This is a genomic window from Streptomyces sp. NPDC085946 (genome assembly GCF_044540485.1).
GTDB lineage: Bacteria > Actinomycetota > Actinomycetes > Streptomycetales > Streptomycetaceae > Streptomyces.
Genome location: NZ_JBITSF010000001.1, coordinates 333820 through 360802, shown reverse-complemented (window position 1 = coordinate 360802; position 26983 = coordinate 333820). Strand labels below are relative to the sequence as shown.

Below are 26983 nucleotides of genomic sequence, written 5' to 3'. Positions count from 1 at the left end.
GTAGGCATGGCCCATGGCCACAGACGCGAGCGACCAGGTGACCGAGCTGCGGGTGCTGCGGCAGGACGAGTGGGACAGGTGGTACGACACCCTGCTCCGGGCCTTCGGCGGGGTGCCGGAGGCGGCCGAGGAACGGGAGCTGTGGAACGCGCTGACCGAGCACGACCGTTCGCTCGGCGTCTGGGACGGGGACGACTGCGTGGGGACGGCGGGCGCCTTCACGTTCCGGGTGACGGTGCCGGGCGGTGCGCGGGTGCCGGCCGCGGGCGTCACGATGGTCGGCGTGGCCGCCACGCACCGGCGGCGCGGGGTGCTGACCTCGATGATGCGGCGGCAGCTGGACGACGTGCGCTCCTGGGGCGAGCCGCTGGCCGTGCTGACGGCCTCCGAGCCGGCGATCTACGGCCGGTTCGGGTACGGCGCCGCCACCTTCCAGCTGAGCGCCGAGATCGACACCGACCGGGTACGGCCGGCGGTGCCGGACGGCACCGATGACGTACGGGTGCGGTACGCGGCGCCCGCCGACGTGCTCGACGCGTGCGAGGCGGTGTACGCGCGGCTGGTGCCCGCGCGGCCGGGGATGCTGGAGCGGCGGCCCGGGTGGGAACGGGTCGCGCTGCTCGATCCCGAGGGCGGGCGGGACGGGGCGTCGCCGGTGCAGTGCGTCGTCGCCGAACGCGGCGGCGCGACGGCCGGGTACGCGCGGTTCCGGGTGAAGCCGAGCTGGGGACCGGCCGGGCACGAGGGCACGGTGATCCTGGAGGACATCGCCGCGCTGGACCCGGCGGCGGACGCGGCGCTGTGGCGGTTCCTGTTCGCCCTCGACCTGACGAGCACCCTGGTGGTGCGGCGGCGGCCCGTCGACGACGCGTGGCAGTACCTGGTGTCCGACATCCGGCGGTGCCGGACGTACGTGCGGGACGGTCTGTACGTCCGGCTCGTGGACGTGGGGGCGGCGCTGGAGGCCCGGACGTACCAGGCGCCGGTGGACGTGGTGTTCGAGGTGGAGGACGCCTTCTGCCCCTGGAACGCCGGGCGGTGGCGGCTGACCGGGGACGCCAAGGGCGCGTCCTGTGCGCGGACCACCGACCCGGCCGACCTGGCGCTGTCCGTCCGGGAGTTGGGGGCGGCGTACCTCGGGGGCGTGAGCCTGGCGGCGCTGGCGGCGGCCGGGCGGGTGCGGGAGCTGCGGCGGGGGGCGCTGGCCGAGGCCGCGGTGGGGTTCGGCAGCGCGGTGGCGCCCTGGCTGCCGTACGGGTTCTGACGCCGGGGCCGCGCGGCGGGCCGGGTCAGGCCTTCTGGCAGGTCGGGCACCAGAAGAGGTTGCGGGCGGCGAGGTCGGCGGTGCGGATGCCGCCGCCGCACAGGTGGCAGGGCTGGTGGGCCCTGCGGTACACGTACACCTCGCCGCCGTGGTCGTCGACGCGGGGCGGGCGGCCCATCGCCTCCGGGGTGTGCTCGGGGCGGACGGTGTCGATGCGGTTGGTGCGGACGCCCTCGCGCATGAGCGCCACGAGGTCCGCCCAGAGGGCGTCCCATTCGGCGGGGGTGATGTCCCGGCCCGCGCGGTACGGGTCGATGCCGTGCCGGAAGAGGACCTCGGCGCGGTAGACGTTGCCCACGCCCGCGATGACCTTCTGGTCCATGAGCAGGGCGGCGATCGTCGTGCGGCTGCGGGAGATCCTGCGGTAGGCGGCCCGCGGGTCGGCGTCCGGGCGGAGGGGGTCGGGGCCGAGGCGGTCGTGTATCGCCTGCTTCTCGGGGTCCGTGATCAGGGCGCAGGTGGCGGGGCCGCGCAGGTCGACGTACGAGGCGGCGTCGGCGAGGCGGAGGCGGACGGTGTCCGTGGGCGGGGGCGCGGGGGCCGGGCCGAAGGTCACCTTGCCGAACAGCCCCAGGTGGATGTGGATCCAGGAGGCGGCGAAGCCGAGGAAGAGGTGCTTGCCGTGGGCGTCGGTGGTGTGCAGGGGGGTGCGGTCCAGGAGGGCGGCGGCGTCGGAGAACTTGCCCTGGGGGCTGGTGACGCGGAGGGGGGTGCCGGTGGCGAAGGCGGCGGCGTAGTCCTGGGCCAGGCGGTGGATCGTGTGCCCTTCCGGCACGGGGTGCTCCTCTTCTGTGGTCCCTCTGCCCGCCCGCTTCCGGGGCTCCGCCCCCTGCGCCCGGGGCGCAGGGGGCGACCGGGTCTACTGCTGCGGGTGGTGCGCCGGGATCGGCGGCAGGTCGCCCGTCGTCTCGTAGCCCTCCAGCATCTCGATGCGGCGGACGTGGCGCTCGTCACCCGAGAACGGGGTGTTCAGGAACGTCTCGACGAACTTCGTCGCCTCGTCGAGCGTGTGCATGCGCGCGCCGACCGCGACCACGTTGGCGTTGTTGTGCTGGCGGCCGAGCTCGGCCGTCTCCGCGCTCCAGGCGAGGGCCGCACGGACGCCCTTGACCTTGTTCGCGGCGATCTGCTCGCCGTTGCCCGAGCCGCCGATCACGACGCCGAGGGACTCGGGGTCCGCGGCGGTCCGCTCGGCCGCGCGGAGGCAGAAGGGCGGGTAGTCGTCCTGGGCGTCGTAGATGTGGGGGCCGCAGTCGACGGGGTCGTGACCCGCCGCCTTCAGCCACTCGACGAGGTGGTTCTTCAGTTCGTAGCCGGCATGGTCCGAGCCGAGATACACGCGCATGGGACGAGTGTGACACGGGTGTTTCCGGGCATGCGCGCCGGGTGCCGGACCGGAAAAGTGTGAGGCCCGCCATAGAACCTCAGGGAAACCTCAAGTAACAATCTGGATTCAGAGGTTCAAGAATTCCTCCACCTCCGTTTCACTGGTCCAGCTCGTACGCCGCTCGTACACCGTCCGTACGAGGCCCGCACCACCCCTGTGCGGGAAACAGCTCCCCCGGCGCAAAGGAAATCCGTTCCATGACCTCGCAGCCGACAACGAAGACGGCCGCCGGCGGCCAGGGAGGCCCCGGCAACCCCGGCGGCTCCCAGGGATCCGGCTCCCCCGGAGCGCACGGTTCCGGGCTCCAGGCCGGGCTCAAGAACCGTCATCTGTCGATGATCGCCATCGGCGGCGTCATCGGCGCCGGTCTCTTCGTCGGATCCAGCTCCGGCATCGCCACCGCCGGACCCGGCATCCTCCTGTCGTACGCCCTCGTCGGCACCCTCGTGGTGCTGGTGATGCGGATGCTCGGTGAGATGTCCGCCGCCAACCCGACGTCCGGGTCGTTCTCCGCCCACGCCGACCGGGCGCTCGGCCCCTGGGCCGGGTTCACCATCGGCTGGCTGTACTGGTTCTTCTGGGTCGTGGTGCTGGCCGTGGAGGCCACCGCGGGCGCCGTGATCCTCGAAGGGTGGGTCCCCGCCGTCCCGCAGTGGGCGTGGGCGCTCATCGTGATGGTGGTGCTGACCGCCACCAACCTGGTCTCCGTCGGGTCCTACGGCGAGTTCGAGTTCTGGTTCGCCGGGATCAAGGTCGTCGCCATCGGCGCGTTCATCGTCGTCGGCGGGCTCGCCGTCTTCGGCGTGCTGCCCGGTGTCGACAGCGAGCAGGCGGGCCTGTCCAACCTCACCGAGCACGGCGGCTTCCTGCCCAACGGGCCCGGCGCCATCCTCACCGGTGTACTGCTCGTCGTCTTCTCCTTCATGGGCAGCGAGATCGCCACCCTGGCCGCCGGCGAGTCCGAGGACCCGCAGCGCGCCGTCACCAAGTCGACCAACAGCATCATCTGGCGCATCGCCGTCTTCTACCTCGGGTCGATCCTCGTCGTGGTGTCCCTGCTGCCGTGGGACAGCGAGGAGATCGCCGAGAAGGGCTCGTACGTCGCCGCCCTGGACTCGCTCGGCATCGCGCACGCCGGTCAGATCATGAACTTCATCGTGCTGACCTCGGTGCTGTCCTGCCTCAACTCCGGGCTCTACACGGCCTCCCGCATGGCCTTCTCGCTCGGCGAGCGCGGGGACGCGCCGAAGGCGTTCGCCCGGACCACCGGCCGCGGCGTGCCGCGGACCGCCATCATCGCGTCGGTGGTCTTCGGCTTCGTCGCCGTGTTCTTCAACTACAAGTTCCCGGACACCGTCTTCCTCTTCCTGGTCAACTCCAGCGGTGCGGTGGCCCTGTTCGTCTGGCTGGTGATCTGCTTCTCGCAGCTGCGGATGCGGAAGATCATCCAGGCGGAGGCGCCGGAGAAGCTGGTCGTGCGGATGTGGCTGTACCCGTACCTGACCTGGGCGACGGCCGCGCTGATCGTCTTCGTCCTCGGCTACATGCTCACCGACACCGAGCACGACGGACGCAAGACCGTGCTGCTGTCGCTGCTCGTCGCGGCGGTCGTGCTGGCCGTCGCCTTCGTGCGGCAGAAGGCCCGCGGGGCGCGGGCGGCGGACGCCGCCGAGGCCCGCGACGAGGTCCCGGCCGGCTGAGCCGCGGCTGGAGCGGCCGTCCGAGGGGCCCGTGGCGCGCGTGCGCCGCGGGCCCCTCGCGCGTGCTCACGGAAGCGCGGAGCCCCTCCCCTCGGATCCGGATCCGCCCGTACGTCTCCGGGGCCGCGGACAGCGGGGCCGGTGGCGGAGGGCGGGGAGGGGCGAGCCAGCCCGGGCGGGGAGGGGCGAGCCGGTCCGGGGCGGCGTCGAGCGGGACGCGTGGGCGCCGGGCACGGCCGGGGCCGTGCCGGGCCGTGCCGGGCCCGTCGCGGCGGGCGCGGCCGCTGTGCGGCGAGCGCGGCCGCTGTGCGGCGGTCACCTCCGAGGCCGGCGGCGGGCCTGAGGCCGGCGGCGGGCCGTCCGAGGAGGCCGGAACGGCAGGGAAAAGGCCCGCCGGGCCGACGTCGCGTCGGCCCGGCGGGCCCCTTCCAGCGCGTCACGGGACCGGCGGTCCCGGACGTCGCCTCAGCGCTTGTCGGCGAACTTCCACGCGGTGGGCAGCACGCCCATCGCCAGGGCGGCCTTGAGGGCGTCGCCGATCAGGAACGGGGTGAGACCGGCCGCGATCGCGGCGGTCGCGGACATGCCGGTGGCGAGCGCCAGGTAGGGCACGCCGACGGCGTAGATGATCGCCTCGCCGAGCAGCATCGCGCCCGCCGTGCGCCACACCGAGCGGTCGGCACCGCGGCGGGCCAGGGCACCCACCACGGTGGCGGCGAGGATCATGCCGAGGATGTAGCCGAAGGACGGGGCGGCGGCGCCGGAGGTGCCTGCCGCGAACCACGGCACGCCCGCGATGCCGGCCAGCGCGTACAGCGCGAGGGAGAGGAAGCCGCGGCCCGCGCCGAGGGTCGTGCCGACGAGCAGCGCGGCGAAGGTCTGGCCGGTCACCGGGACCGGGGAGCCCGGCACGGGCACGGAGAGCTGGGCGGCGAGGCCGGTGAGTACGGCGCCGCCGAGCACGAGCGCGACGTCGCGGACGCGGGAGGAGGGGAGCAGGTCGGCGAGGACCTGGCCGGTGCGGACGGGGGCGGCAGCGGTGCTCATGGGGACTCCGCAGGGGCGAGGGCAGGTTGGGACACGGTGACGCTATCCCAGCGTGTCCATGCCCATCACCGTCAGTGGTCGACAAAGGGGCGAACGCGGGTTTGGTGGGCTCCGGACAAAGGTGCGCGGTTACACCCGGCACGGCGTGATGCCGGTCACTGCGCCGGGGTGGTTCCGGCTACACGGGCCGTGTTCCGGGCCTCTGTAGGTTTCCCCCAAAGGCCCGGCGGCCGTCTCGCCCGTCGGTCGCCCGCTGGGCAGCGGCGGACGGCTTTGCTAGCGTCGGACGCATGGTTGCCCAGGCCCGGTACTTCTCCTCGCGTCGCTACGTCGACCTGCGACGCCAGGGCACGGCCACCTGTCGCCGCCCGGTGTAGGCGGGGCGGAGGCGATCCGGCTCGCCGCATCACGGCGCAGTGTCGGACCGGCTCCCGAGGAAGATTCCCATGCCCCGTACCGCGGCTCCCCTTCTGACGTCCCCCTTCCCCCGTGTCGCCGACCGCGACCGGCGCCGTACGAGCGCCAGTGTCCTGCTGCGGTCCGTGCTGGAGCACGGGCCGGTCGCGCGCAGCACCCTCGCCCGGCTGACGGGCCTGTCGCCGGCGTCGGTGACCGACTACTGCGCCCGGTTCGCCGAGCTCGGGCTGATCCGCGAGTCCGCCGCGCCCCGGCGGTCCCGGGGCGTGGGCCGGCCGCACCTGCCGGTCGACCTCGACGACTCCCGGTTCGTGGTGGGCGGGGTGCACGTGGCGGTGCCGTACACCACGGTCGCGCTGCTCGATCTGCGCGGACGGGTGGTGGCGCGGCGGGAGTTGCGGCACACGAGCACCGATCCCGCGCGGGTGCTGGCGCGGGCCGCCGACGGGCTGGCGGCGCTGCTCGCCGGAGCCCCCGGCAGCCGGCCCCTGGGGGTCGGGCTGGCGGCCGGCGGCTGGGTGGACCGGGACTCCGGGACCATCGTCGAACACCCGCTGCTGGGCTGGCGGGAGGTGCCCGTACGGGAGGTGCTCGGCGCGCGCACCGGGCTGCCGGTCCACGTGGACGGGCACGCGCGGGCCCTGGTCGACGCGGAGCGGCTGTTCGGGCGGGCGCGCGGCGGCCGGAGCGTGCTGCACCTGTTCGCCGGCAACGTGGTCGACGCGGCCTTCGCCACCAACGACGAGGTGCACCACGGGCCGCGCTCGCAGGCGGGCTCCATCGCGCACCTGCCGCTCGCCGGCGGCACCGAGCCGTGCGATTGCGGCCGGACCGGCTGCCTCCAGGCCGAGTTGAGCGAGCGGACGCTGTGCCGGCGGGCGCGGGAGGCCGGGGTCGTCGACGGGGTGAACCCGATGCACGTGGTCGCCGCGGCGGCGGACGGCGACCCGGTGGCCGTGCGGCTGCTGACGGAGCGGGCGCGGATGGTGGGGCGGGCGGCGGGGCTGCTGCTGGACGTGCTCAACCCGGAGCGGGTCGTCGTCACCGAGGTCGGGTCCCTGTACCGCGCGGACTGCCTGGCGGCGCTGCGCGAGGAGGTCGGGGCAGAGCGTTCCGCGTCCGTCTTCCCGATCAGTTTCCCGGATTCCGTGCTGGCCGTGGCGGGCGGCGCCGTCGCTTTGGACGTGCTCTACCGGGACCCGCTGGGCGTGTCACCTGAGGCGAATTAATTCAGAAACTCGGAATGTTGACAGGAGCCGAGCATGGCCGGGAACATCCTGCTCATGAGCTGTCGCACTCTCTGTTGCTGACACCCCGGCGCGCCCGGGGCGCGTCCTTCTGACTGCCTTTCACGGTGTTTTCACATTCCTGGGCCCACTGCGCGCGCCCGGAATTCCTCCTGCTTTCCCACTGCTTTTTCCCTGGGGGTTCTCCCATGCCTGATCGCCTTGCCGGCGGCGTCGACCGGCGCCTGTTCCTCACCTCCCTGGCCGGGGTGGCCGCGGCCGCGGCCGGTCTCACCGGCTGCGCGCAGAGCAACGCCGCCACCGGCGCGAAGGGAGCCTCCGCCGCCCCGCTCGCCACGAAGGTGCCCCCGGGCACCAGCCTGAAGATCGCCTCGTACCAGAACGTCCAGCAGCTCCAGTTCAAGCTCGCCAAGCTGCCGGAGCTGCCCTTCGAGGTGGCCGGCTGGCTGAACATCGGCGCCGGCCCGGACGTCATCAACGCCTTCCGCTCCGGGTCCCTGGAGCTGGCGAACAACGCGGGCATCCCGCCGATCCAGGCGCACTACCAGGGCTTCGACGCGAAGATCGTCGCGATCAACATCACCCGCAAGCCCAACTACCTCTTCGCCACCAGGCCCGGCAGCGACATCCGTGCGGTCGGCGACTTCAAGGGCCGCAGGCTGGCCTTCTCGCAGGGGCAGGCCCAGGGGGTCGTGCTGCTGCGGGCGCTGAAGAAGGCCGGACTGGCCCACGACGAGGTGGAGCTGGTGCCGCTGACCAGCAACCAGTTCCTCACCGCGCTGCAGTCCGGCCAGGTCGACATCGCCCCGCTCGGCAACCAGCAGGCGCCCGCCTACCTCCAGCAGTACGCGTCCAAGGGCGCCCGCGTCATCACCACCGACGTCGTCGACCTGCTGAACCTGCTGTGGGCGCCGGCCGCCGTGCTGAACGACCCGGCGAAGGCCGCCGCGATCGCCGCGTACATCCCGCACTGGGCCAAGGGCCAGGTCTGGCAGTACGAGCACCCCGACCTCTGGAACAGGGAGTTCTACGTCAAGACGCAGAACCTCACCCTCGCCCAGGCCGAGGGCATCAGCGCGCTCGCCAACAAGCCGCTGTTCCCGCCGGACTGGAAGGAGGCCATCGCCTGGGAGCAGGAGACGGCCGACCTGCTCGCGGAGGGCGGCTTCGTGAAGCGGTTCGACGTGGGCCGGCTCTTCGACCACCGCTTCGAGGCCCTCGCCGCGCGGGCCGTCCCGGCGGAGTACCGGAGGTGACCGCCGTGACCACGACCGTGAGCGAGGCGCCCGCCGCCCCCGCCCCGGAGGGCCGCCGGGTCCGCAGGCGCCGCTCCCTCGCCCCCGGCCGGCGGCTGCCCGCCGCCCGGTTCCTCGGACCCGTGCTGCTGCTCGCCCTGTGGGCCGCCGCCTCCGCGGCCGGCGCCCTGGACCCGGCGGCGATCCCCGCGCCCTGGACGGTCGTCGGGACCGGCGCCCACCTGTGGACGGACGGCACCCTGCCCGACGACGTCCTGACCTCACTGCAACGCGCGGCGAGCGGCTTCGTCCTCGGGCTGACCGGCGGCATCGCCCTGGCGCTGGCCGCCGGGCTCAGCCGGACCGGGGAGGCGCTGATCGACGGGACGGTGAACCTGAACCGGGCGATCCCCACCCTCGGTCTGATCCCGCTGTTCATCCTGTGGCTGGGCATCGGCGAGACCTTCAAGATCGCCATCATCGCGATCGTCGTCTACATCCCGATCTACCTCAACACGCACGCCGCGCTGGCCGGCATCGACCACCGGTACGTCGAACTCGCCGAGGTGCAGGGCCTGTCGCGGCCGGCGTTCATCCGGCAGATCGTCGTCCCCGGCGCCCTGCCCGGCTTCTTCGTCGGACTGCGGCTCGGGGTGACCGGTTCCTGGCTGGGCCTGGTGGTGCTGGAGCAGATCAACGCCACCAGCGGCCTCGGCTACATGATGTTCCAGGCGCAGAACTACGGCCAGACGGACGTCATCCTCGTCGGCCTGGTCGTCTACGGCGTCTTCGGCCTGGTCTCCGACAGCACGGTCCGCTTCATCGAACGGAGGGTGCTGTCGTGGCGCCGCACACTGAGCAACTGACCCGTCCCGCCGTCCGGCTGCGCGGCCTGACCCGCTCCTTCGACGGGCGCACCGTCCTCGACGGCATCGACCTGGACCTGCCCGCCGGGCAGTTCACCGCGCTGCTCGGGCACAGCGGCTCCGGCAAGAGCACGCTGCTGCGGGCGGTGGCGGGCCTGGACCACGAGGTCACCGGCAGCGGCGAGCTGACCGCCCCGGAGCGGGTGTCGGTGGTGTTCCAGGACTCGCGGCTGCTGCCCTGGCGCCGGGTCCTCGACAACGTGCTGCTGGGCGCCGAGGGCCGGGACGCCGGGAGGCGCGGCCGGGACGCCCTGGCCGAGGTGGGCCTCGCGGGGCGCGAACGGGCCTGGCCGAGCGAGCTGTCCGGCGGCGAGGCGCAGCGCGCCGCCCTGGCCCGCTCCCTGGTCCGGGACCCCGAACTGCTGCTCGCCGACGAGCCGTTCGGCGCCCTGGACGCGCTGACCCGGATCCGCATGCACGGCCTGCTGCGGCAGCTGTGGGAGCGGCACCGGCCCTCGGTGCTGCTCGTCACCCACGACGTGGACGAGGCGATCGTGCTCGCCGACCGGGTCCTCGTCCTGGAGGACGGCCGCATCGGCCTCGACCTGACCATCGACCGGCCGCACCCGCGCTCGTACCGGGACCCGCTGCTGGGCGAGTACCGCACGCGGCTGCTCGCCGCCCTGGGCGTGACGGAGGACCACGCATGACCCGCCGACTGCACCTGAACGCGTTCCTGATGAACACCGGCCACCACGAGGCGTCCTGGCGGCTGCCGGAGAGCGACCCGTACGCCCACGTGCGGCTGTCGCACTACGTCGGGCTGGCCCGGACCGCCGAGCGCGGCACCTTCGACTCGCTGTTCCTCGCCGACAGCCCCCAGCTGTGGGGCAGCGTCGCCCAGCGCCCGGCCGGCGCCCTGGAACCGGTCACGCTGCTCACCGCCCTGGCGACGGCCACCGAGCACATCGGCCTGATCGCCACGGCCTCCACCTCGTACAACTCGCCGTACAACCTGGCCCGCCGGCTCGCCTCGCTGGACATCATCAGCGACGGCCGGGCCGGCTGGAACATCGTCACCACGGCGGGGGCCGAGGCCGCCCGGAACTTCGGCATCGAGCACGAGCCCGCGCACGCCGACCGCTACGCCCGGGCCGCCGAGTTCCTCGACGTGGCGCTGAAGCTGTGGGACAGCTGGGAGGACGACGTGATCGTCGCCGACAAGGCGGCGGGCGTCTGGGGCGACGACGCCAAGGTGCACCCGCCCCGGCACAGGGGCACGTACTTCGGCGTCGAGGGCCCGCTCAACGTGCCGCGCAGCCCGCAGGGCCACCCGCTGCTGGTGCAGGCGGGCTCCTCCGAGGACGGCAAGCGGTTCGCGGCCCGCTACGCGGAGGCCGTCTTCACCGCCCAGCAGACCCTCGCCGACGCGCAGGCCTTCTACGCCGACCTCAAGGCCCGCACGGCCGCCGAGGGCCGCGACCCGGACCACGTCAAGGTGCTGCCCGGCATCGTCCCCGTCATCGGCTCCACGGAGGCGGAGGCCCGGGCCGCCGAGCAGGTGCTGGAGGACCACATCGTGTACGCGCACGGGGTGAGCCGGCTGGAGGGCCTGCTGCACCTGGAGCCCGGCACGCTCGACCTCGACGGCCCGCTCCCCGGCGACCTGCCGCCGGAGGACGCCATCGAGGGCGCCAGGAGCCGCTACACGCTCGTGGTGGAGCTGGCCCGGCGCGAGCGGCTCACCGTCCGGCAGCTCATCGGGCGGCTCGGCGGCGGACGCGGGCACCTCACCTTCGCGGGGACGCCCGAGCAGGTCGCGGACGCCATCGAGACGTGGTTCACGCAGGGCGCCGCCGACGGCTTCAACATCATGCCCGCGGTGCTGCCCTCCGGCCTCGACGCCTTCGTCGACCACGTCGTGCCGCTGCTGCGCGCCCGCGGCCTGCTGCGCACCGCGTACGGACCGCGCCGGACCCTGCGGGAGCGCTACGGCCTGCCCCGCCCCGTCAACCAGCACGTCGCCCGCCCCGCCCTCGTCTGAGAGGAACCCCTGTCATGAGCATCGAGATCCGTAAGATCACCGCGCACATCGGCGCCCAGGTCTCCGGCGTCGACATCGCCAAGCCCTTGGACGAGGAGACGGTCGCCGCGCTCCGCGAGGCCCTCAACGCCCACAAGGCGCTCGTCTTCGACGACGTCGACCTCGACGACGAGGGCCAGCAGGCCTTCGCCCGCCACTTCGGCGAGCTGACCACCGCCCACCCGACGGTGCCGGCCGTCGAGGGCGCCCCGAACGTGCTGCCCGTGGACAGCGAGCAGGGCAGCGCCAACCACTGGCACACCGACGTCACCTTCGTGCTGAACCCGCCGCAGGCCAGCACCCTGCGCAGCATCACCCTCCCGCCCTACGGCGGCGAGACCCTGATCGCCAGTTCCGCCGCCGCCTACCGCGACCTGCCGGAGCCGCTCAGGCGGCTGGCCGACACCCTGTGGGCCGAGCACACCAACGACTACGACTACGCGGTGCCGGAGGAGGAGATCGACGAGGAGCGGGCCGCCCAGCGCGCCCGGTTCACGTCGATCACCTACCGCACCGCGCACCCCGTGGTCCGGGTGCACCCGCTGACCGGGGAGCGCGGGCTGTTCATCGGCGGGTTCGCGCAGCGGATCGTGGGCCTGTCGGCGGGCGAGTCCCGCAAGCTGCTCGACCTGCTCCAGGCCTACGTCACCCGCCCGGAGAACGTCCTGCGCCACCGCTGGTCGCCGAACCAGCTGGTCCTGTTCGACAACCGGATCACCCAGCACTACGCCATCGACAACTACGACGGACGGCCGCGCCGCCTGAACCGGGTGACCGTCGCGGGCGACGTGCCGGTCGGCGTCGAGGGCAAGGAGAGCTACGCGATCGAGGGCGACGCCTCGCACTACACCCCGGTCGCCGCGTGACCGGACGCGCGCGCCGCGGTCCGGTCGCCGGGTGACCGGACGGTCGCGCCGCACCCCGGCCGCCGGGTGACCGGACGGTCGCGCTCCGCACGGCTCGCGTCCACATGATGGGACGCTTCTCCGCCACGGCGGCGAGGCGTCCCAGACTGGCGGCGTTTTGCCGTCTACGCATTGGACGAGCCGCGCCCATGCCCAGCACCACCCCCACGTCACCGGCGACGCAGGACGGCGTCACCCTCTCCCACGGCCTGAAGCAGCGCCACCTGTCGATGATCGCCCTCGGCGGCGTCATCGGCGCCGGCCTGTTCGTCGGCTCCGGCGCCGGCATCGCCGCCGCCGGCCCGTCGATCGTCCTCGCCTACGCCCTCTCCGGCGTCCTCGTGATGCTGGTGATGCGGATGCTCGGCGAGATGTCCGCCGCGTATCCGTCCTCGGGTTCCTTCTCCGCGCACGCGGAGCGGGCGATCGGCCCCTGGGCCGGGTTCACCGCGGGCTGGTCGTTCTGGGTGCTGCTGTGCACGGCCGTCGGCCTGGAGGGCATCGGCGCCGCGAAGATCGTGACCGGCTGGCTGCCGGGCACGCCCGAGTGGGCGTGGGTGGCGCTGTTCATGGTGGTGTTCTGCGCCGCGAACCTCGCCGCCGTGAAGAACTTCGGCGAGTTCGAGTTCTGGTTCGCCGCCCTGAAGGTCGGCGCGATCACGCTCTTCCTCGTGCTCGGCGTGCTGGCGATCGCCGGCGTCCTGCCCGGCACGGACTCGCCGGGCGCGAGCCACCTGACCGGCGAGGGGGGCCTGCTGCCCAACGGCGGCGAGGGCCTGGTCGTCGGCCTGCTCGCGTCCGTCTTCGCCTACGGCGGCCTGGAGACGGTCACCATCGCGGCGGCCGAGTCGGAGAACCCCGTCCGGGGCGTGGCGAGCGCGGTGCGCACCGCGATGTGGCGCATCGCGGTGTTCTACATCGGCTCCATGGCCGTCATCGTCACCCTCGTCCCCTGGGACGCGCAGGAGGTCGTCGAGAAGGGCCCGTACGTCGCCGCCCTGGACGAGATCGGCATCCCGGGCGCCGGGCAGCTGATGAACGTGGTCGTGCTGGTGGCCCTGCTGTCGGCGATGAACGCCAACGTCTACGGCGCCTCGCGCATCGCGTACTCGCTGGTGGAGCGCGGGCAGGGCCCGAAGGCGCTGGGCCGGGTGTCGGGCGGCGTGCCGCGGGTCGCGGTGCTGGCCTCCTCGCTCTTCGGTTTCCTGTGCGTGCTGCTGAGCTACTGGCGTCCCGACGACGTCTTCGCCTGGCTGCTGAACATGATCGGCGCGGTGATCCTGGTCGTCTGGATCTTCATCGCCGTCTCGCAGCTGCGGCTGCGCCGCCGGCTGGAGCGGGAGGCGCCCGGGAGGCTGACCGTGCGGATGTGGGCCTTCCCGTGGCTGACCTGGGTGGCGCTGGCCGGCATGGCCGCCGTCTTCGTCCTGATGGCCCGGGAGCCCGGCACCCGCGTGCAGCTGTACTCGACCGGCGCCATGACGCTGGTCCTGGCCGCGATCGGCTACGCCTGGCAGCGGGCGCGCGCCAGGGACTGACCGCCCCCTCCGGCACCGCAGAGGCCCCCGCGTGACGCACGCGGGGGCCTCTGCGCGTGCCCGGGGCTCGTCGCCTGCCCGGACCTCTTCGCGTGCCGGTGGCCTGTTCCGTGCGTTCCGGGCACCCCTCCGCACCCTCTTGCCGCTAGCATGCAGTTGCAAGCTTTTTGCAATAAGAGGTTCGGAGGGGACCCGTCATGCCCGTCTACACGCTGCCCGACCTGCCGTACGACTACGCGGCACTCGCGCCCGTCATCAGCCCCGAGATCATCGAGCTGCACCACGACAAGCACCACGCGGCCTACGTGAAGGGCGCCAACGACACCCTGGAGCAGCTGGCCGAGGCGCGGGACAAGGAGCAGTGGGGGTCGGTCAACGGCCTGGAGAAGAACCTGGCGTTCCACCTGTCGGGGCACATCCTGCACTCGATCTACTGGCAGAACATGACCGGCCCGAAGGAGGGCGGGGGCGAGCCGCTCGCCGCGGACGGCGTGGGCGAGCTGGCCGACGCGATCGCCGAGTCCTTCGGGTCGTTCGCCGCCTTCAAGGCGCAGCTGTCCAAGGCGGCCGCGACCACGCAGGGCTCCGGCTGGGGCGTGCTCGCCCACGAGCCGCTCAGCGGCCGGCTGATCGTGGAGCAGGTCTACGACCACCAGGGCAACGTCGGCCAGGGCGCCACGCCGATCCTGGTCTTCGACGCCTGGGAGCACGCCTTCTACCTGCAGTACAAGAACCAGAAGGCCGACTTCGTCGAGGCCATGTGGCAGGTCGTCGACTGGCAGGACGTGGCCCGCCGTCACGCGGCGGCCGCGTCCCGCCCGGACGTGCTCCTGCAGGCCCCTTGACCGGCGCGTCCTGAGCGTCCTGCCTCGTGATCGTCTTCTCACCCTTCACGCGGGCAGGCGGAAGAGAGGCGAGCCCCCGCGGGGACGGGACCCGCGGGGGCTCGCCGCGCGCGGCGGGGATCACGGCTTGCGGCCCAGACCCCCGTGCTGGCCGATCGGCGTGGCCGGCGCGCCCGGCTCGGGCCGCCACAGCGGCACGGAGACCACACCGGGCTCCACCATCTCCAGCCCCTCGAAGTAGGCCTCGATCCGGTCCACCGGCCGCAGGAAGTACGGCACCGCGCCGGTCTCGTTGTAGCCGTCCTGGGCCGCCTCGTAGTCCGGGTCGGTGCCCCGCGAGCCGTCGTTGACGCACAGGTAGCTGCCGGAGGACAGCCCGGCCAGCAGACGGCCGACCAGCTCGCAGGCCTTCCCGTGGTCGGCGACGTGCCCCAGGATGCCGCTGAGGATCAGGGCCGTCGGGCGGCTCAGGTCGAGCGTCCCGGCGGCGGCCTCCAGCACCCGCTCGGGCTCGTACAGGCTGAGGTCCTCGTACGCCGTCGCGCCCTCGGGGGTGGAGGTGAGCAGGGCGCGGGCGTGGGTGAGGACCAGCGGGTCGTTGTCGACGTAGACGACGCGCGACTCGGGGGCGAGGCGCTGGGCGACCTCGTGGGTGTTGTCGACGGTCGGCAGACCGGTGCCGACGTCCAGGAACTGCCGTACGCCCGCCTCCCGCACGAGGTAGCCGATGCTGCGGCCGAGGAAGGCGCGGCTGCTGCGGGCGATGGTGACGATGCCCGGGAAGACGGCGGCGTAGGCGTCCCCGGCCTCCTCGTCGACGGGGTAGTTGTCCTTGCCGCCCAGCCAGTGGTTCCAGATCCGGGCCGAGTGCGGCACGGAGGTGTCGATCTGCGTCATGGGGGGTCTGCCTCCGGGGTCGGTTCGCCACCGATCCTCCTACGGCCCGGCCTCACGCGCACGGCACATTGAGGGACATCAGCGCGACGGAGCCGTCGGTGACGCGGAGTTCGGTGATCGCCGCGTTGCGCAGGCGCGGGAGGACGCGGCGGTACTCGCGCAGCGGGATGTGCAGCGACCGGCACAGCACCAGGCGCAGCAGGGTGTTGTGGGCGACGACCAGGACGCGCCCGCCGGGGTGGGCGGCGGCGATGCGGTGCAGGGCGGCGGCGCCGCGGGCGGCGGCCGCGGCGGGGTCCTCCGCGCCCGGGAAGGCGTGCGCCACCGGGTCGGCGCGGTAGGCCCGCGCGTGCTGCGGCTCCTCGGCGGCGAACTCGGCGAGGGTGCGGCCCTCCACCACGCCGAAGTCGCATTCGCGCAGGTCGGGTTCGCGGTGCGGGGTCAGCCCCAGCGCGCGGCAGGCGGGGTCGGCGGTGGCCGTCGCGCGGGACAGCGGGGAGGTCCACACCGCGTCGACGGGGTGCGCGGCGATCCAGCGGCCGAGGGCCTCGGCCTGGGCGCGGCCGGTGTCGGTAAGGGCGATGTCGCTGACGCCGGCGTAGCGGTTCTCGGCGTGCCAGACGGTCTGCCCGTGGCGGGCGAGGAGGAGGGTCGTCATGAGTGCGAGGTGTCCTGGTGGAGGCGGGTGCGGGCGTGGGCGGCGACCGGGGCGGGCAGCCAGCCGCGCGCCTCCAGTGCGTCGACGAGGCGAGCGTACGGCTCGGCGAACCGCTCCGTGCGGTCCCTGCGGGGCTCCACGACGGTACGGACGCGGACCATGCGGTCGGTGAGGTCGGCGAGCGCGAGGGCCGCGGCCGGCCCCGGCACGGCCACCGCGCCGGACCCCGCGCTCGCGCCCCCGGGCCCGGGCACGCCGGTCCCGCCCCCGGCGCCGGGCGTCCGGGCTCCGGGCCCGCCGCCCGCGCCGGACCTCCGGGCATCACGCCCGTCCCCCGCGCCGGACCTCCGGGCATCACGCCCGTCCCTCCCGTCCCGGCCGATCGCGCCGTCCCACGGCGGGCCGTCCGCGCCGGGGGGCGCGCCGGTGCGCGGTCCGGTGTCCGCGCCACTCCCCGCGCCCCCGGCGGCCGGCCCCACCCGAGTGTCCCGCGCGCTCCCGGCGTCCGCGCTCCCCGCCGGCCCGGTCCCCCCTCCCGCGCCCGCCCCCGCTCCCCTGCCGGGCCCGGCGCCGGGCCCGGACGCCCCGCCGCGGGCCGGTCCCCCGCCGGACGGAGCACCCGCGCCCACACCGGGGCCGGCCACGGGCCGGGGGCCGGGGCCGGGGCCGTCCGAAGGCCCCGGCCCGGTCCCCGGCCCGTCGCCGAGCCGCGCGGTCAGCACCCCGTACGCCGCCAGGGCCGCCATGCCCAGGGCCGGTTCCGGGTGTTCGGGGACGCGGGCCGGGCGGGCCAGGATGTCGGTGCGGAGCTGGTTCCAGTAGGCGCTGCGGGCGGCGCCGCCGGTGAAGGCGAGCGGGCCGTCCAGGGGGGCGCCCAGGTGGTGCAGGTAGTCCAGGCACAGGCGTTCCACGAGGCCGACCCCTTGGAGCAGCGCGGCCCACCGGTCGGCGTCACCGGCGGGTTCGCCGAGCAGGAAGGGCCTGGCGTCCGGGGCCAGGAACGGGAACCGCTCCCCCGGCGACACCAGCGGGTAGGCCACCGCACCGGACGGTTCGAACGCCGCCGCCCGTCCGTCCATGGCGGCCGGGTCCGCCCCGGGGAAGGCCGCCGCCAGGGCCCCCGCCCCCACGCTCGACGCCCCGCCGGGCAGCCAGGTGCCGTCCGGCGCGCGGTGGTTGTAGACGACGCCGGACGGGTCGAGGACGGGATCCCGGGCGGCGCCCTTGAGGACGAGCGTGGTGCCGAGCACCGTGTTCCAGGAGCCGGGCCGCAGGGCGCCCGCGGCGATCTGGGCCGCGCAGCCGTCGGTCATCCCGGCGACCACCGGCGTGCCCGCGGGGATGCCGGTGGCGTCGGCGGCGGCCCGGGAGACCTCGCCGAGCGGGGTGCCGGGCGGGACGACCCGGGGCAACAGGCCGGGCGGGACGCCGAGTTCGTCCAGGGCGGCCTCGGGCCAGGCGTCGCGCAGCGGGTCGTAGCCGGTCTTGAGGGCGTGGCTGGAGTCGGCGGGGGGCGGCTCGCCGGTGAGGCGGGCGACGACCAGGTCGGGCTGGTGGGCGAGGCGGAGCCGGGAGGCGGGCGTGCGGCCGCCGCCGTGCTCCGCGGCCAGCCACAGCGCCTTCGGCAGCGCCCAGGTGTCCTGCACCGCGATCCCGGCCCGGCGCGCCCGCGCCGCCTGCGCCGCCGCCCGGCCGTCGTCGTACATCAGCGCGGGGCTCACCGGGTGTCCCGCGCCGTCGGTCAGCAGGACGGTCCCGGAGGTGCCGCACACCGCGAGCCCGCCGATCGGCACGCCCGGCAGCGGGGCGAGGGCCGAGCGGGACGCCGCGCACACCGCCTCCCACCACCGCAGCGGGTCCTGCTCGTGCCGCACCCCGTCCCGCCGCCCGGCCAGCGGCGCCGCTCCGGCGCCGAGGACCGTGCCGTCGGCGGTGACGACCAGCACGCGCACGCCCTGCGTGCCGAGGTCGATCCCCAGCCACCCCTCGTCGGTCATCCCGGCCCCTCCCACACCTCGCACACCGGCTTGTGAACTTCTCACTCTGCTATGGGATTTCCGCGTGCGCGAGGGATTGACGCCCGACTTCTCCCGCTCCACGCTCTGTTGGCGAGCCGACTCGACGTGTTACCCAGACCGGCCCGGACCGACGGAGGTCACGGATGGACACGCACGTGCACGACCGCCGGCGCTTCCTCGCCCTGGCCGCCGGGGCCGCCGCCCCGCTGCTCACCGGCTGCGGCGCCGGGTTCGGGGGGAACGCGCCCGAGCGCGACGGCTCGGCCGCCGACGACGTCACCGGCTCCTTCGACTGGAGGCGGGAGAAGGGCACCACCGTCAAGGCGCTGCTGAACAAGCACCCGTACACGGACGCGCTCCTGGCCGGCCTGAAGTCCTTCACCGAGAAGACCGGCATCGAGGTCGAGTACGACGTCTTCCCCGAGGACAACTACTTCGACAAGCTCACCGTGGACCTGTCCAGCGGGCGCGCCTCCTACGACGTGTTCATGCTCGGGGCGTACATGGTCTGGCAGTACGGGCCGCCGGGCTGGCTGGAGGACCTCGGGCCCTGGATGCGCAACCCCTCGGCCACCGGCGACGAGTGGGACCGGGCCGACTTCTTCCCCGGCCTCCTCCAGGCCGGCCGGTGGTCGCTGAAGGCGGGCGACCCGCTCGGGCGGGGCGGGCAGTACGCGCTGCCGTGGGGCTGGGAGACCAACGTCGTCGCGTACAACACCGAGGTGTTCGGCAGGCTCGGGCTGCGGCCCGCCGAGACCTTCGACGAACTGCGGGACCTCGCGGCCACGATCAAGCGGAAGGCGCCCGGCGCCGGCTTCGACGGCATGTACGGGATCGCCGTCCGCGGGTCGCGGAGCTGGGCGACCATCCACCCCGGCTTCATGACGATGTACGCCCGCAACGGGCTGAAGGACTTCACCGTCGAGGGCGGCAGGCTCACCCCCGCCATGAACAGCCCCGAGGCGGTCGCGTTCACCGCGGACTGGGCCCGCATGGTCCGGCAGGGCGGGCCGCCGTCGTGGACGTCGTACAGCTGGTACCAGTGCTCCGGGGACCTGGGCGCGAAGAAGGCGGCGATGCTGTTCGACGCCGACACGGCCGCCTACTTCCAGGCCGTGCGGGGCGCGAGCCCCGCCTCCGGGAAGATCGCCTTCCACCCCGGGCCGAAGGGACCGGACGGGTCGCTCGCCACCAACATGTGGGTCTGGTCGCTCGGCATGAACGCCAGGAGCAGGAGGAAGAGCGCCGGCTGGCTGTTCCTGCAGTGGGCGACCGGCAAGGAGCACCTGCGCGAGGGCGCGGTCAGGCACCACCACATCGACCCGGTGCGCAGGTCCGTCAGCCGGGACGCCGCCTACCGGGACAAGATGCGGCATCTGCCGGGCTTCCTGGAGACCTTCGAGACGGTCGTGGACCGGACGAGGATCCAGTTCACCCCGCAGGCGCAGTTCTTCGACGCCACCACCAGCTGGGCCGCCGCCCTCCAGGAGATCTACGGCGGGAAGAACGCCCGGTCGGTCCTCGACGCCCTGGCCGACGACCTCGCCGGCACGGTGGGCTAGCGATGGGGCGGCGGCGCGCCCTGCGCCCGTACCTGCTGACCGTCCCGGCCCTGCTGCTGACCTGCGGGATCCTCTACCCCTTCGGACTGGGGCTGTACTACACGCTGTTCGACTTCTCGGCGAGCAAGCCGCGGCCCGACATGGTGGGGTTCGGCAACTACGCGGCCGTCCTCGGCGAGGAGGCGTTCTGGAACTCGGCGTGGGTCACCGCGGTGTACGCGGTCGGGGCCGCCGCCGCCGAGACGGTGCTGGGGGTGGCCGTCGCCCTGCTGCTGCACCGGTCCAGCCGCGTCGGCCGGGTCCTGGAGAAGGTCCTCATCCTGCCGCTGATGATCGCCCCGGTGATCGCCGCGATCATGTGGAAGCTGATGCTCCAGCCGTCGGTGGGGGTGGTCAACCACCTGCTGCGGCCCTTCGGGCTGGGGGACGTGCAGTGGACGGACACCCCGGCCGGGGCGCTGCTGTCGTCGATCGCCGTGGACGTGTGGGTCTACACGCCGTTCGTGGCGGTCCTCGCCCTGGCCGGGCTGCGGTCCCTGCCCGCCTCCCCCTTCGAGGCGGCGGCCGTGGACGGGGCGGGCCGGTGGTACACCCTCCGGCGGCTGACCCTGCCGATGCTGTGGCCGTACGTGCTGGTCGCGGTGATCTTCCGGTTCATGGACTCGCTGAAGGTGTTCGACATCATCTACGCGCTCACCGAGGGCGGACCCGGCGACTCGACCGTCGTGCTCCAGATCCGGGCGTACCTGGAGGCGATCCGCTTCCAGCGCTACTCGTTCGGGATCAGCTACACGATCGTGCTGTGGGCCGTGGTGTACCTCGCCGCGACGGTGCTGGTGCGGCACCTGGGCAGGATCCAGCGGCGGGCGGCGGAGGTGGCCGCGTGACCGGCAGGAGAAGCCCGCTGGGGTGGCTGGCGGACGCCGCCCTGATCCTCTACTTCGTCTTCGCCCTGTTCCCGATCGCCTGGATGGCGATCCTCTCCCTCAAGCCCGCCGACCAGCTCTTCAGCACCTACTTCTCCTTCTCCCCCACGCTCGACGGGTACCGGACCGTCCTCGGCGGCAGCGAGGGCGTCCCCTTCGTGCGGTTCTTCGTCAACAGCCTGGTGGTGTCGGTGGGCGCGGTGGCGCTGTCGCTGGCCGTCGGCCTGCCGGCGGCGTACGCCTCGGCGCGCTGGCGGTTCCGGGGCTCGGAGAACCTGATGTTCACGCTGCTGTCGTTCCGCTTCGCGCCCGAACTGACCGTGATCATCCCGCTGTTCGTGCTGTACCAGGAGCTCGGCCTGTTCGACACGTACGTCGGCATGGTCTGGGTGCTGCAACTGGTCACCCTGCCGCTGGTGGTGTGGATCATGCGGTCGTACTTCGCCGACCTCACGCCCGAGCTGGAGCAGGCGGCGCTGCTGGACGGGCACAGCCGCACGCGGGCCTTCTTCGGGGTCGCGCTGCCGCTGGTCAAGCCGGGGATCGCGGCGGTGTCGCTGCTCGCCTTCGTCTTCGCCTGGAACAACTTCGTCTTCCCCCTCGTCCTGACCTCCAGCGAGGCCCAGACGGTGACCGTGGGCGCGCTGTCCTTCCTCGGCGGGGACCGGCCCAAGTACCACCTGACGGCCGCGGCGGCGCTGGTCTCCGTCGTGCCGCCGCTGCTGCTGGCGCTGACGATCCAGCGGTACCTGGTGCGGGGACTGTCCTTCGGGGCGGTGAAGTCGTGATCGCGCTGCGCGGGGTGCGCAAGGCGTTCGGGAGGACCGTCGCGCTGGACGGGCTCGACCTGGAGGTCCGCGAGGGCGAGTTCTTCTGCCTGCTGGGCCCGTCCGGCGCCGGCAAGACGACGACGCTGAAGACGGTCGCCGGGCTGGAGCGGCCCGACGCGGGCAGCGTGCTGCTGGACGGCGAGGACATGGCCGGGGTCGAGCCGTACGACCGGGGCGTGGCGATGTGCTTCGAGAGCTACGCCCTGTACCCGCACCGGTCGGTGTACGACAACCTCGCCTCGCCGCTGCGCTCGCCGCGCCACCGCCTGCCCGCCGCCGAGGCCCGCGACCGGATCGGCGCGGTCGCCGGGCTGCTCGGCATCGGCGGGCTGCTGGACCGGCCGGTGGACCGGCTCTCCAACGGCCAGCGGCAGCGGGTCGCCCTCGGCCGGGTGCTGGTGCGCCCCGCCCGGGCGTTCCTCCTGGACGAGCCCCTCTCCCACCTCGACGCCAGGCTGCGCCAGCGGATGCGGGCCGAGCTGAAGGCCATCGGCGCCGTGCGGCGCACGACCACCCTGTACGTCACCCACGACGCGGTGGAGGCGCTGGCGCTCGGCGACCGCGTCGGGGTCATCCGCGACGGGCGGATCGTGCAGACCGGCACCCGGGAGGACGTCTGGCACCGGCCCTGCGACACGGAGGTCGCGCGGGCCTTCGGACGGCCCCGGATCAATCTGCTGCCGGCGGCGGTGACCGAGACCGGGGTGCGGACGGACGGCGGGGCCGACCTGCCGGTGCGCGCCGAGGCGCCCGCGGGCACCGAGGTCCTGGTCGGCGTACGGCCCCGCGATCTCACGCTGCACGGGGAGGGGCACCGGCTCACCGGCACCGTGTACGTCACCGAGGTGCTCGGGCGGTCCGTCGAGGTCACCGTGCGGCTCGGCGGGCAGCGGGTGTCGCTGGTCGCCCCGCGCGCCGACGCGGCCCGGCTGCGGCCGGACGACCCGGTGGGACTGTCGGTCCGGCCTGAGAACCTGCTGCTGTTCGAGGCCGACCGGCCCGGACGCCCAGGACGACGGATCGGGAAGAGCGCGCGATGAGCAGCAGCAGCGGTGGCGCACAGCGGGGACCGGCGGCCCGGCAGGCCGCCGTGGCCGAGCAGGTGCTGGCGGACGGCTCGGCGACGGCGGCCGAGCTCGCCGAGCGGTTCGGGGTGAGCCTGATGACCATCCACCGGGACCTCGACGAGCTCGAACGGCAGGGCGTCGTACGGAAGTTCCGGGGCGGGGTGACCGCGCAGCCGTCGGGGGTGTTCGAGTCGAACGTGCAGTACCGGCTGAAGACCATGCGGGCGCAGAAGGCCGCCGTCGCCGAGCGGGCGCTGGAGCTGGTCGAGCCCGGCACGGCGATCCTGCTGGACGACTCCACGACCGCCCTGGAGATGGCCCGCGGGCTGCGCCTCGGCGCGGTCACCCCGCTGACGGTCGTCACCAACTTCCTGGAGGCGATCAACCTGCTGTCGGGCCGGCGGGGCATCCACCTGATGGCGCTCGGCGGCGACTACGACCCGCTGCACTCCTCCTTCCTGGGCGTCTCCTGCGTGGAGGCGATCGGGCAGCTGCGGGTGGACGTGTGCTTCGCGTCGACGTCGGCGGTACAGGGCGGTCACGCCTACCACCAGGAGCAGCACATCGTGTCGGTGAAGCGGGCGATGCTCGACTCCGCCGCGCGCAACGTGCTGCTGATCGACCACACCAAGCTCGGCCGGACCGCCCTGCACCGGGTGGCTCCGCTGTCCCGTTTCGACCTGCTCCTGGTGGACGACGGGGCGTCGGCGGAGGCGCTGCGGGACCTGGACGAGCACAAGGTCCGCTACGAGGTTTGCGCGACGAGGGGCCGCCATGACGGAACTGGAGCTACGTGACCTGCGCAAGACCTACCGGGCGCGGGGCCGCCCGGCGGTGGAGGCCGTCCGCGGCCTCGACCTGCGCCTCGGGTCCGGGGAACTGCTGGGACTGCTCGGCCCGTCGGGCTGCGGCAAGTCGACGACCCTGCGGATGATCGCCGGACTGGAACCGGTGACCGGCGGGGACATCCTGGTCGGCGGGGCGCCGGTGACCGACCGGCCCGCCCGGCGGCGGAACATGGGGGTCGCGTTCGAGAACTACGCGCTGTACCCGCCGCTGACGGTGGCGGAGAACCTGGCGTTCGGGCTGCGGGCGCGCCGGCGCTCCGCCCGGGGCGACGTCGCGCGCAGGGTCGCGGAGATCGCCGAGCGGGTGGGGGTGACCGGTCTCCTGGACGCCCGCCCGGCCGGACTGTCCAGCGGCCAGAAGCAGCGGGTCTCCCTGGCCCGCGCCCTGATCCGGGAACCCGACGTCCTCCTCCTCGACGAGCCGCTCTCCCACCTCGACGCGGCCGAGCGGGACACCACCCGCCGCGAGCTCAAGCGCATCCAGCGGGACCTCGGCCACACCACGATCCTGGTCACCCACGACCAGGAGGAGGCCCTCTCGCTCGCCGACCGGATCGCCGTCATGAGGGACGGCCTCATCCGGCAGCTCGGCACCCCGTACGAGATCTACGACAGCCCGGCCGACGTGTTCGTCGCGGACTTCGTCGGCGAGCCCGCGATCAACCTGCTGCCCGGGACCGCGGACGGCGACGGGCACGCCCGCCTCTCCGGCACCGTGCGGCTCGCGCTGCCGGTGCCGGTGGCGGCGGGCCGGGAGGTGGTGGCCGGGGTGCGCCCCGAGGACCTGTCCCTCACCGGCGGGGACGGCCTGCCCGCCGAGGTGGTCGCCCACGAGCCGCTGCCGGAGACGGGCATCGCGACCCTCGCCCTCGACGGGGTCGACCGGCACCTGGTCGTCCTCACCGCGCCCGGGGTGCGGCCGGCCCCCGGCGACCGGGTGCGGGTCGCCGCCGACCCCGGCCGCACCCATGTCTTCGACGCCGAGACGGGAGAGGCCCTGCGATGACGGACGACCTGGTGCGTGTCGTGGCCGCCGGTGACCACTTCGTCCTGCCGTCGCTGATCGCCCGGGCGGTCGGCCGCGAGGTGGGCGAACGGGCGGTGTCCGTGCGGGAGGTGACGCTCGGCTGGCCGCTGGAGCCGTTCGGGCCGGTGGCCGAGGTGCAGGAGGCCAGCGACGCCGAGGACGCCCTGATCGGGGCGCTGGCCGGGGCGCGGGCGCTGGTCACGCAGATGGGCCCGGTCACCGGGCGCGTCCTGGCGGCCTGCCCGGACCTGCGGCTGGTGGTGGTCTGCCGGGGCGGCCCGGTCAACGTGAACCTGGACGCGGCCCGGGAGCGCGGCGTGCGGGTCTGCTTCGCGCCGGGCCGCAACGCCGCCGCGACCGCCGAGTTCACCGTCGGCCTGATGCTCGCGGTGCTGCGCCGCATCCCCCAGGCCCACGACCTGCTGGCCCGGCGGGGCAGTTGGGAGGGGGCCGCGTACTACACGTACGAGCACGGCGGTCTGGAGCTGGAGGACCTGCCCGTCGGGCTGGTGGGGTACGGGGCCGTCGGCAGCCGGGTGGCGCGCGTGCTGTGCGCCTTCGGCGCGCGGGTGATGGTCCACGACCCGTACGTGCGCGGCGACGTCCACGGGCTGCGCGTGGCCGCGCTGGACGACCTGCTGCGCGCCTCCCGGGTCGTCACCCTGCACGCCCGCCTCACGCCCGGGACGCGGGGCCTGATCGGCGCCCGCGAGCTGGCGCTGCTGCCGCGCGGCGCGGTGGTGGTGAACGCGGCGCGCGGCGCGCTGCTCGACGAGGACGCGCTGTGCGACGCGCTGGGCAGCGGGCAGGTGTCGGCGGCGGCGCTCGACACGTACGCGCGGGAGCCGGTCCCGGCGGACTCCCGCCTGTTCGCGCATCCCGACCGCGTGGTGCTCACCCCGCACCTGGGCGGGGCGAGCCGCGCGGTGGCGGAGAAGGCGGCGCTCATCGCCGCGCGGGAGGTGGGGCGCTGGGTGCGCGGCGAGCCGCTGGCGCACTGCCTGATCTGAGCCCTCCGGCAGCCGGCCCCGCGGCGCGGCGGCCGTCCGAGCGAGCCCCGAGGAGTGCGTCATGTACGTCGGTGTCGATGTGGGCACGTCCCTGGTCAAGGCGGCGGCCTTCGACGGCGCGGGACGGCAGCGGGACGCGGCCGCCCGCCCGTTGGGGCTCGCGCTGCGCGGCGGGTTCGCCGAGCAGGACATGGAGGAGGTGTACGCGGCGGTCGTCGCCGTGCTGGAGGAGCTGACGCGGCGGGTGCCGGAGCCGGTGGAGCTGGCCGGGCTGACCGGGCAGGGCGACGGGCTGTGGCTGGTGGACGCCGCGGGCCGCCCGGTGCGGCCGGCGGTCTCCTGGATGGACGGCCGGGCGCACGGACTGCTCGGCCGGTGGCTGGCGGACGGCACCGTCGAGGCGGTGTTCCGGCGCACCGGCAGCGCCCTGTTCCCGGGCTGCCCCGGTCCGCTGCTGGCCTGGTTCGACCGGCACGAGCCGCGGTCCCTCGACGCCGCGGCCGCCGCCCTGTCCTGCAAGGACATGGTGTTCCGGCGGCTGACCGGGGCGCCGGCGGCGACGGACGTGTCGGACGCGTCGGTGCCGTTCCTGGACCCGCGCGCCCGGACGTACGACGACCGGGTGGTGGAGCTGCTCGGTCTGGCGCACCGCCGCCGCCTGCTCGCCCCGGTCAGCGACCCGCTCGCCACGGCCGGGGCGCGGGGCGAGGGCCTGCCCGCCGGCACCCGCGTCGCGAACGGCCCGTACGACCTGCCCGCCTGTGCGCTGGGCGCCGGGGTGACGGCTCCCGGGGACGGGCTGCTGATCGTCGGCACGTGCCTGGCCGCCCTGGTCGCCACCGAGGACCTGGACCTGGGCGGCGAACCGGCCGGGGCCCACCTCTCCACCGACCGTCCCGGCCACTGGCTGCGGGCCATGCCCGCGATGGTCGGCACGGCGGCCCTGGACTGGGTGCTGTCCACCACGGGGGTGCCCCACCGGGAGGTGGACGGGCTGCTGGCAAAGACCCCGCCGGGCGCGCACGGCGTGCGGGTGCTGCCCTACTTCGCGCCGTCCGGGGAGCGCGCCCCGTTCGTCGAGCCGCGCCTGCGCGCCGAACTCACCGGGGTGTCCCTGGAGTCGACCAAGGGCGACCTGATCCGCGCCACCTGCGAGGGCATCGGCTACGCCGCCCGGCACTGCCTGGAGGCGGCGGGGCTCGACGGGACCCTGGCGGTGTGCGGCGGCGGCACCCGCTCCGCCGCCTGGACGCGGCTGCTCGCCGACGTGCTGGGCCGCCCGCTGCGGCTGGTGGAGGGCGAGGTGGGCGCGCGGGGCGCGGTGCTCGCGGCGGCCGGGCGGTACGGGGTGGCGCTGGACGCCGCGGCGTGGACGCGGCCGGCGGCGGTGGTCGAGCCGGACCCGGGCCGGGCGGCGTACTACGCCGAGGGCTACCAGGAGCACCTGGCCCGGCTGGCGGAGGCGCGGGCCCGGGCCTGAACACCCGTGCGGACGGGCGCCGGCCGCATGTCGGGGTCGCGTGCGCGCAGGACGCGCTGTACTACG

At 74.4% G+C, this 26983-nt stretch carries 23 protein-coding genes and 1 pseudogene; 18 read left to right on the top strand and 6 right to left on the bottom strand.

All coding sequences use genetic code 11. The features are described 5' to 3' along the window. Positions 1-13 precede the first annotated feature (13 nt). Positions 14-1264 carry a GNAT family N-acetyltransferase gene (locus ACIF8T_RS01575; protein ID WP_400029997.1) on the top strand — a complete coding sequence of 417 codons (1251 nt, stop codon included), beginning with the start codon at positions 14-16 and terminating at the stop codon, positions 1262-1264. Between the two features lie 25 nt (positions 1265-1289). Here ACIF8T_RS01575 and ACIF8T_RS01570 read toward each other — a convergent pair whose 3' ends face one another. Beyond that, positions 1290-2099, bottom strand: coding sequence for an Fpg/Nei family DNA glycosylase (locus ACIF8T_RS01570; protein WP_400029995.1), 810 nt, complete (start codon positions 2097-2099; stop codon positions 1290-1292). Between the two features lie 84 nt (positions 2100-2183). Then, positions 2184-2669, bottom strand: a complete 486-nt coding sequence (locus tag ACIF8T_RS01565) for a ribose-5-phosphate isomerase (RefSeq protein ID WP_400029993.1) — start codon at positions 2667-2669, stop codon at positions 2184-2186. Positions 2670-2908: 239 nt separating this feature from the next. On the opposite strand from ACIF8T_RS01565, the gene ACIF8T_RS01560 reads away from it, so the two are divergent. After that, entirely contained in the window at positions 2909-4411 is a 1503-nt protein-coding gene (locus tag ACIF8T_RS01560; protein ID WP_400029991.1) for an amino acid permease, read from the top strand. Positions 4412-4876: 465 nt separating this feature from the next. On the opposite strand, the gene ACIF8T_RS01555 is transcribed toward ACIF8T_RS01560, so the two are convergent. Beyond that, positions 4877-5458, bottom strand: a complete 582-nt coding sequence (locus ACIF8T_RS01555) for a biotin transporter BioY (RefSeq protein ID WP_400029989.1) — start codon at positions 5456-5458, stop codon at positions 4877-4879. A 446-nt stretch (positions 5459-5904) separates the two neighbouring features. Here ACIF8T_RS01555 and ACIF8T_RS01550 point away from each other — a divergent pair, with 446 nt between their 5' ends. From ACIF8T_RS01550 to ACIF8T_RS01515, 8 genes are all read left to right on the top strand, one after another. Next, positions 5905-7104: an ROK family protein gene (locus ACIF8T_RS01550; protein ID WP_400029988.1), complete on the top strand. Its 1200-nt coding sequence runs from the start codon at positions 5905-5907 to the stop codon at positions 7102-7104. Between the two features lie 206 nt (positions 7105-7310). After that, entirely contained in the window at positions 7311-8378 is a 1068-nt protein-coding gene (locus ACIF8T_RS01545; RefSeq protein ID WP_400029986.1) for an ABC transporter substrate-binding protein, read from the top strand. After that, positions 8375-9223 (top strand): ABC transporter permease, encoded by an 849-nt coding sequence (locus ACIF8T_RS01540; RefSeq protein WP_400029984.1) that lies wholly within the window; start codon positions 8375-8377, stop codon positions 9221-9223. Before ACIF8T_RS01545 ends, ACIF8T_RS01540 begins: the two co-directional genes overlap by 4 nt. After that, complete coding sequence (locus tag ACIF8T_RS01535) at positions 9199-9933, top strand: ABC transporter ATP-binding protein (protein ID WP_400029982.1); 735 nt, start codon at positions 9199-9201, stop codon at positions 9931-9933. Before ACIF8T_RS01540 ends, ACIF8T_RS01535 begins: the two co-directional genes overlap by 25 nt. Further along, positions 9930-11267, top strand: a complete 1338-nt coding sequence (locus tag ACIF8T_RS01530; RefSeq protein WP_400029980.1) for an LLM class flavin-dependent oxidoreductase — start codon at positions 9930-9932, stop codon at positions 11265-11267. The genes ACIF8T_RS01535 and ACIF8T_RS01530 overlap by 4 nt, the downstream gene beginning before the upstream one ends. A gap of 14 nt (positions 11268-11281) precedes the next feature. Continuing rightward, positions 11282-12172, top strand: a complete 891-nt coding sequence (locus ACIF8T_RS01525) for a TauD/TfdA dioxygenase family protein (RefSeq protein WP_400029978.1) — start codon at positions 11282-11284, stop codon at positions 12170-12172. Between the two features lie 188 nt (positions 12173-12360). Then, entirely contained in the window at positions 12361-13749 is a 1389-nt protein-coding gene (locus tag ACIF8T_RS01520; protein WP_400029976.1) for an amino acid permease, read from the top strand. Between the two features lie 197 nt (positions 13750-13946). Continuing rightward, on the top strand, positions 13947-14594 hold the full coding sequence (locus ACIF8T_RS01515; RefSeq protein ID WP_400029974.1) for a superoxide dismutase: 648 nt from the start codon (positions 13947-13949) through the stop codon (positions 14592-14594). Positions 14595-14714: 120 nt separating this feature from the next. Here ACIF8T_RS01515 and ACIF8T_RS01510 read toward each other — a convergent pair whose 3' ends face one another. The 3 genes and pseudogenes from ACIF8T_RS01510 to ACIF8T_RS01500 form a co-directional block, all read right to left on the bottom strand. Then, the gene (locus ACIF8T_RS01510) at positions 14715-15491 is read right to left on the bottom strand and encodes an SAM-dependent methyltransferase (RefSeq protein WP_400029972.1); all 777 of its coding nucleotides are present in this window, start codon (positions 15489-15491) and stop codon (positions 14715-14717) included. A gap of 52 nt (positions 15492-15543) precedes the next feature. Then, positions 15544-16149, bottom strand: coding sequence for a histidine phosphatase family protein (locus ACIF8T_RS01505; protein WP_400029970.1), 606 nt, complete (start codon positions 16147-16149; stop codon positions 15544-15546). A 722-nt stretch (positions 16150-16871) separates the two neighbouring features. Continuing rightward, a pseudogene (locus ACIF8T_RS01500) lies at positions 16872-18146 on the bottom strand (FGGY-family carbohydrate kinase); the annotation flags it as partial. 164 nt (positions 18147-18310) lie between these two features. Here ACIF8T_RS01500 and ACIF8T_RS01495 point away from each other — a divergent pair. From ACIF8T_RS01495 to ACIF8T_RS01460, 8 genes are all read left to right on the top strand, one after another. After that, positions 18311-19729: an ABC transporter substrate-binding protein gene (locus tag ACIF8T_RS01495; RefSeq protein ID WP_400029968.1), complete on the top strand. Its 1419-nt coding sequence runs from the start codon at positions 18311-18313 to the stop codon at positions 19727-19729. A 2-nt stretch (positions 19730-19731) separates the two neighbouring features. Continuing rightward, entirely contained in the window at positions 19732-20616 is an 885-nt protein-coding gene (locus ACIF8T_RS01490; RefSeq protein ID WP_400029966.1) for a carbohydrate ABC transporter permease, read from the top strand. After that, a complete protein-coding gene (locus tag ACIF8T_RS01485) occupies positions 20613-21443 on the top strand; it encodes a carbohydrate ABC transporter permease (RefSeq protein WP_400029964.1) in 831 nt (276 codons plus the stop codon). Before ACIF8T_RS01490 ends, ACIF8T_RS01485 begins: the two co-directional genes overlap by 4 nt. Continuing rightward, positions 21440-22525, top strand: coding sequence for an ABC transporter ATP-binding protein (locus ACIF8T_RS01480; protein ID WP_400029962.1), 1086 nt, complete (start codon positions 21440-21442; stop codon positions 22523-22525). The genes ACIF8T_RS01485 and ACIF8T_RS01480 overlap by 4 nt, the downstream gene beginning before the upstream one ends. Beyond that, positions 22522-23349 (top strand): DeoR/GlpR family DNA-binding transcription regulator, encoded by an 828-nt coding sequence (locus tag ACIF8T_RS01475; protein WP_400029960.1) that lies wholly within the window; start codon positions 22522-22524, stop codon positions 23347-23349. The genes ACIF8T_RS01480 and ACIF8T_RS01475 overlap by 4 nt, the downstream gene beginning before the upstream one ends. Next, positions 23327-24406, top strand: a complete 1080-nt coding sequence (locus ACIF8T_RS01470) for an ABC transporter ATP-binding protein (protein WP_400029958.1) — start codon at positions 23327-23329, stop codon at positions 24404-24406. Before ACIF8T_RS01475 ends, ACIF8T_RS01470 begins: the two co-directional genes overlap by 23 nt. Beyond that, the gene (locus ACIF8T_RS01465) at positions 24403-25437 is read left to right on the top strand and encodes a 2-hydroxyacid dehydrogenase (RefSeq protein WP_400029956.1); all 1035 of its coding nucleotides are present in this window, start codon (positions 24403-24405) and stop codon (positions 25435-25437) included. The genes ACIF8T_RS01470 and ACIF8T_RS01465 overlap by 4 nt, the downstream gene beginning before the upstream one ends. A 61-nt stretch (positions 25438-25498) precedes the next feature. Further along, positions 25499-26917, top strand: a complete 1419-nt coding sequence (locus tag ACIF8T_RS01460) for an FGGY family carbohydrate kinase (RefSeq protein ID WP_400029954.1) — start codon at positions 25499-25501, stop codon at positions 26915-26917. The last annotated feature ends 66 nt before the right edge of the window (positions 26918-26983 follow it).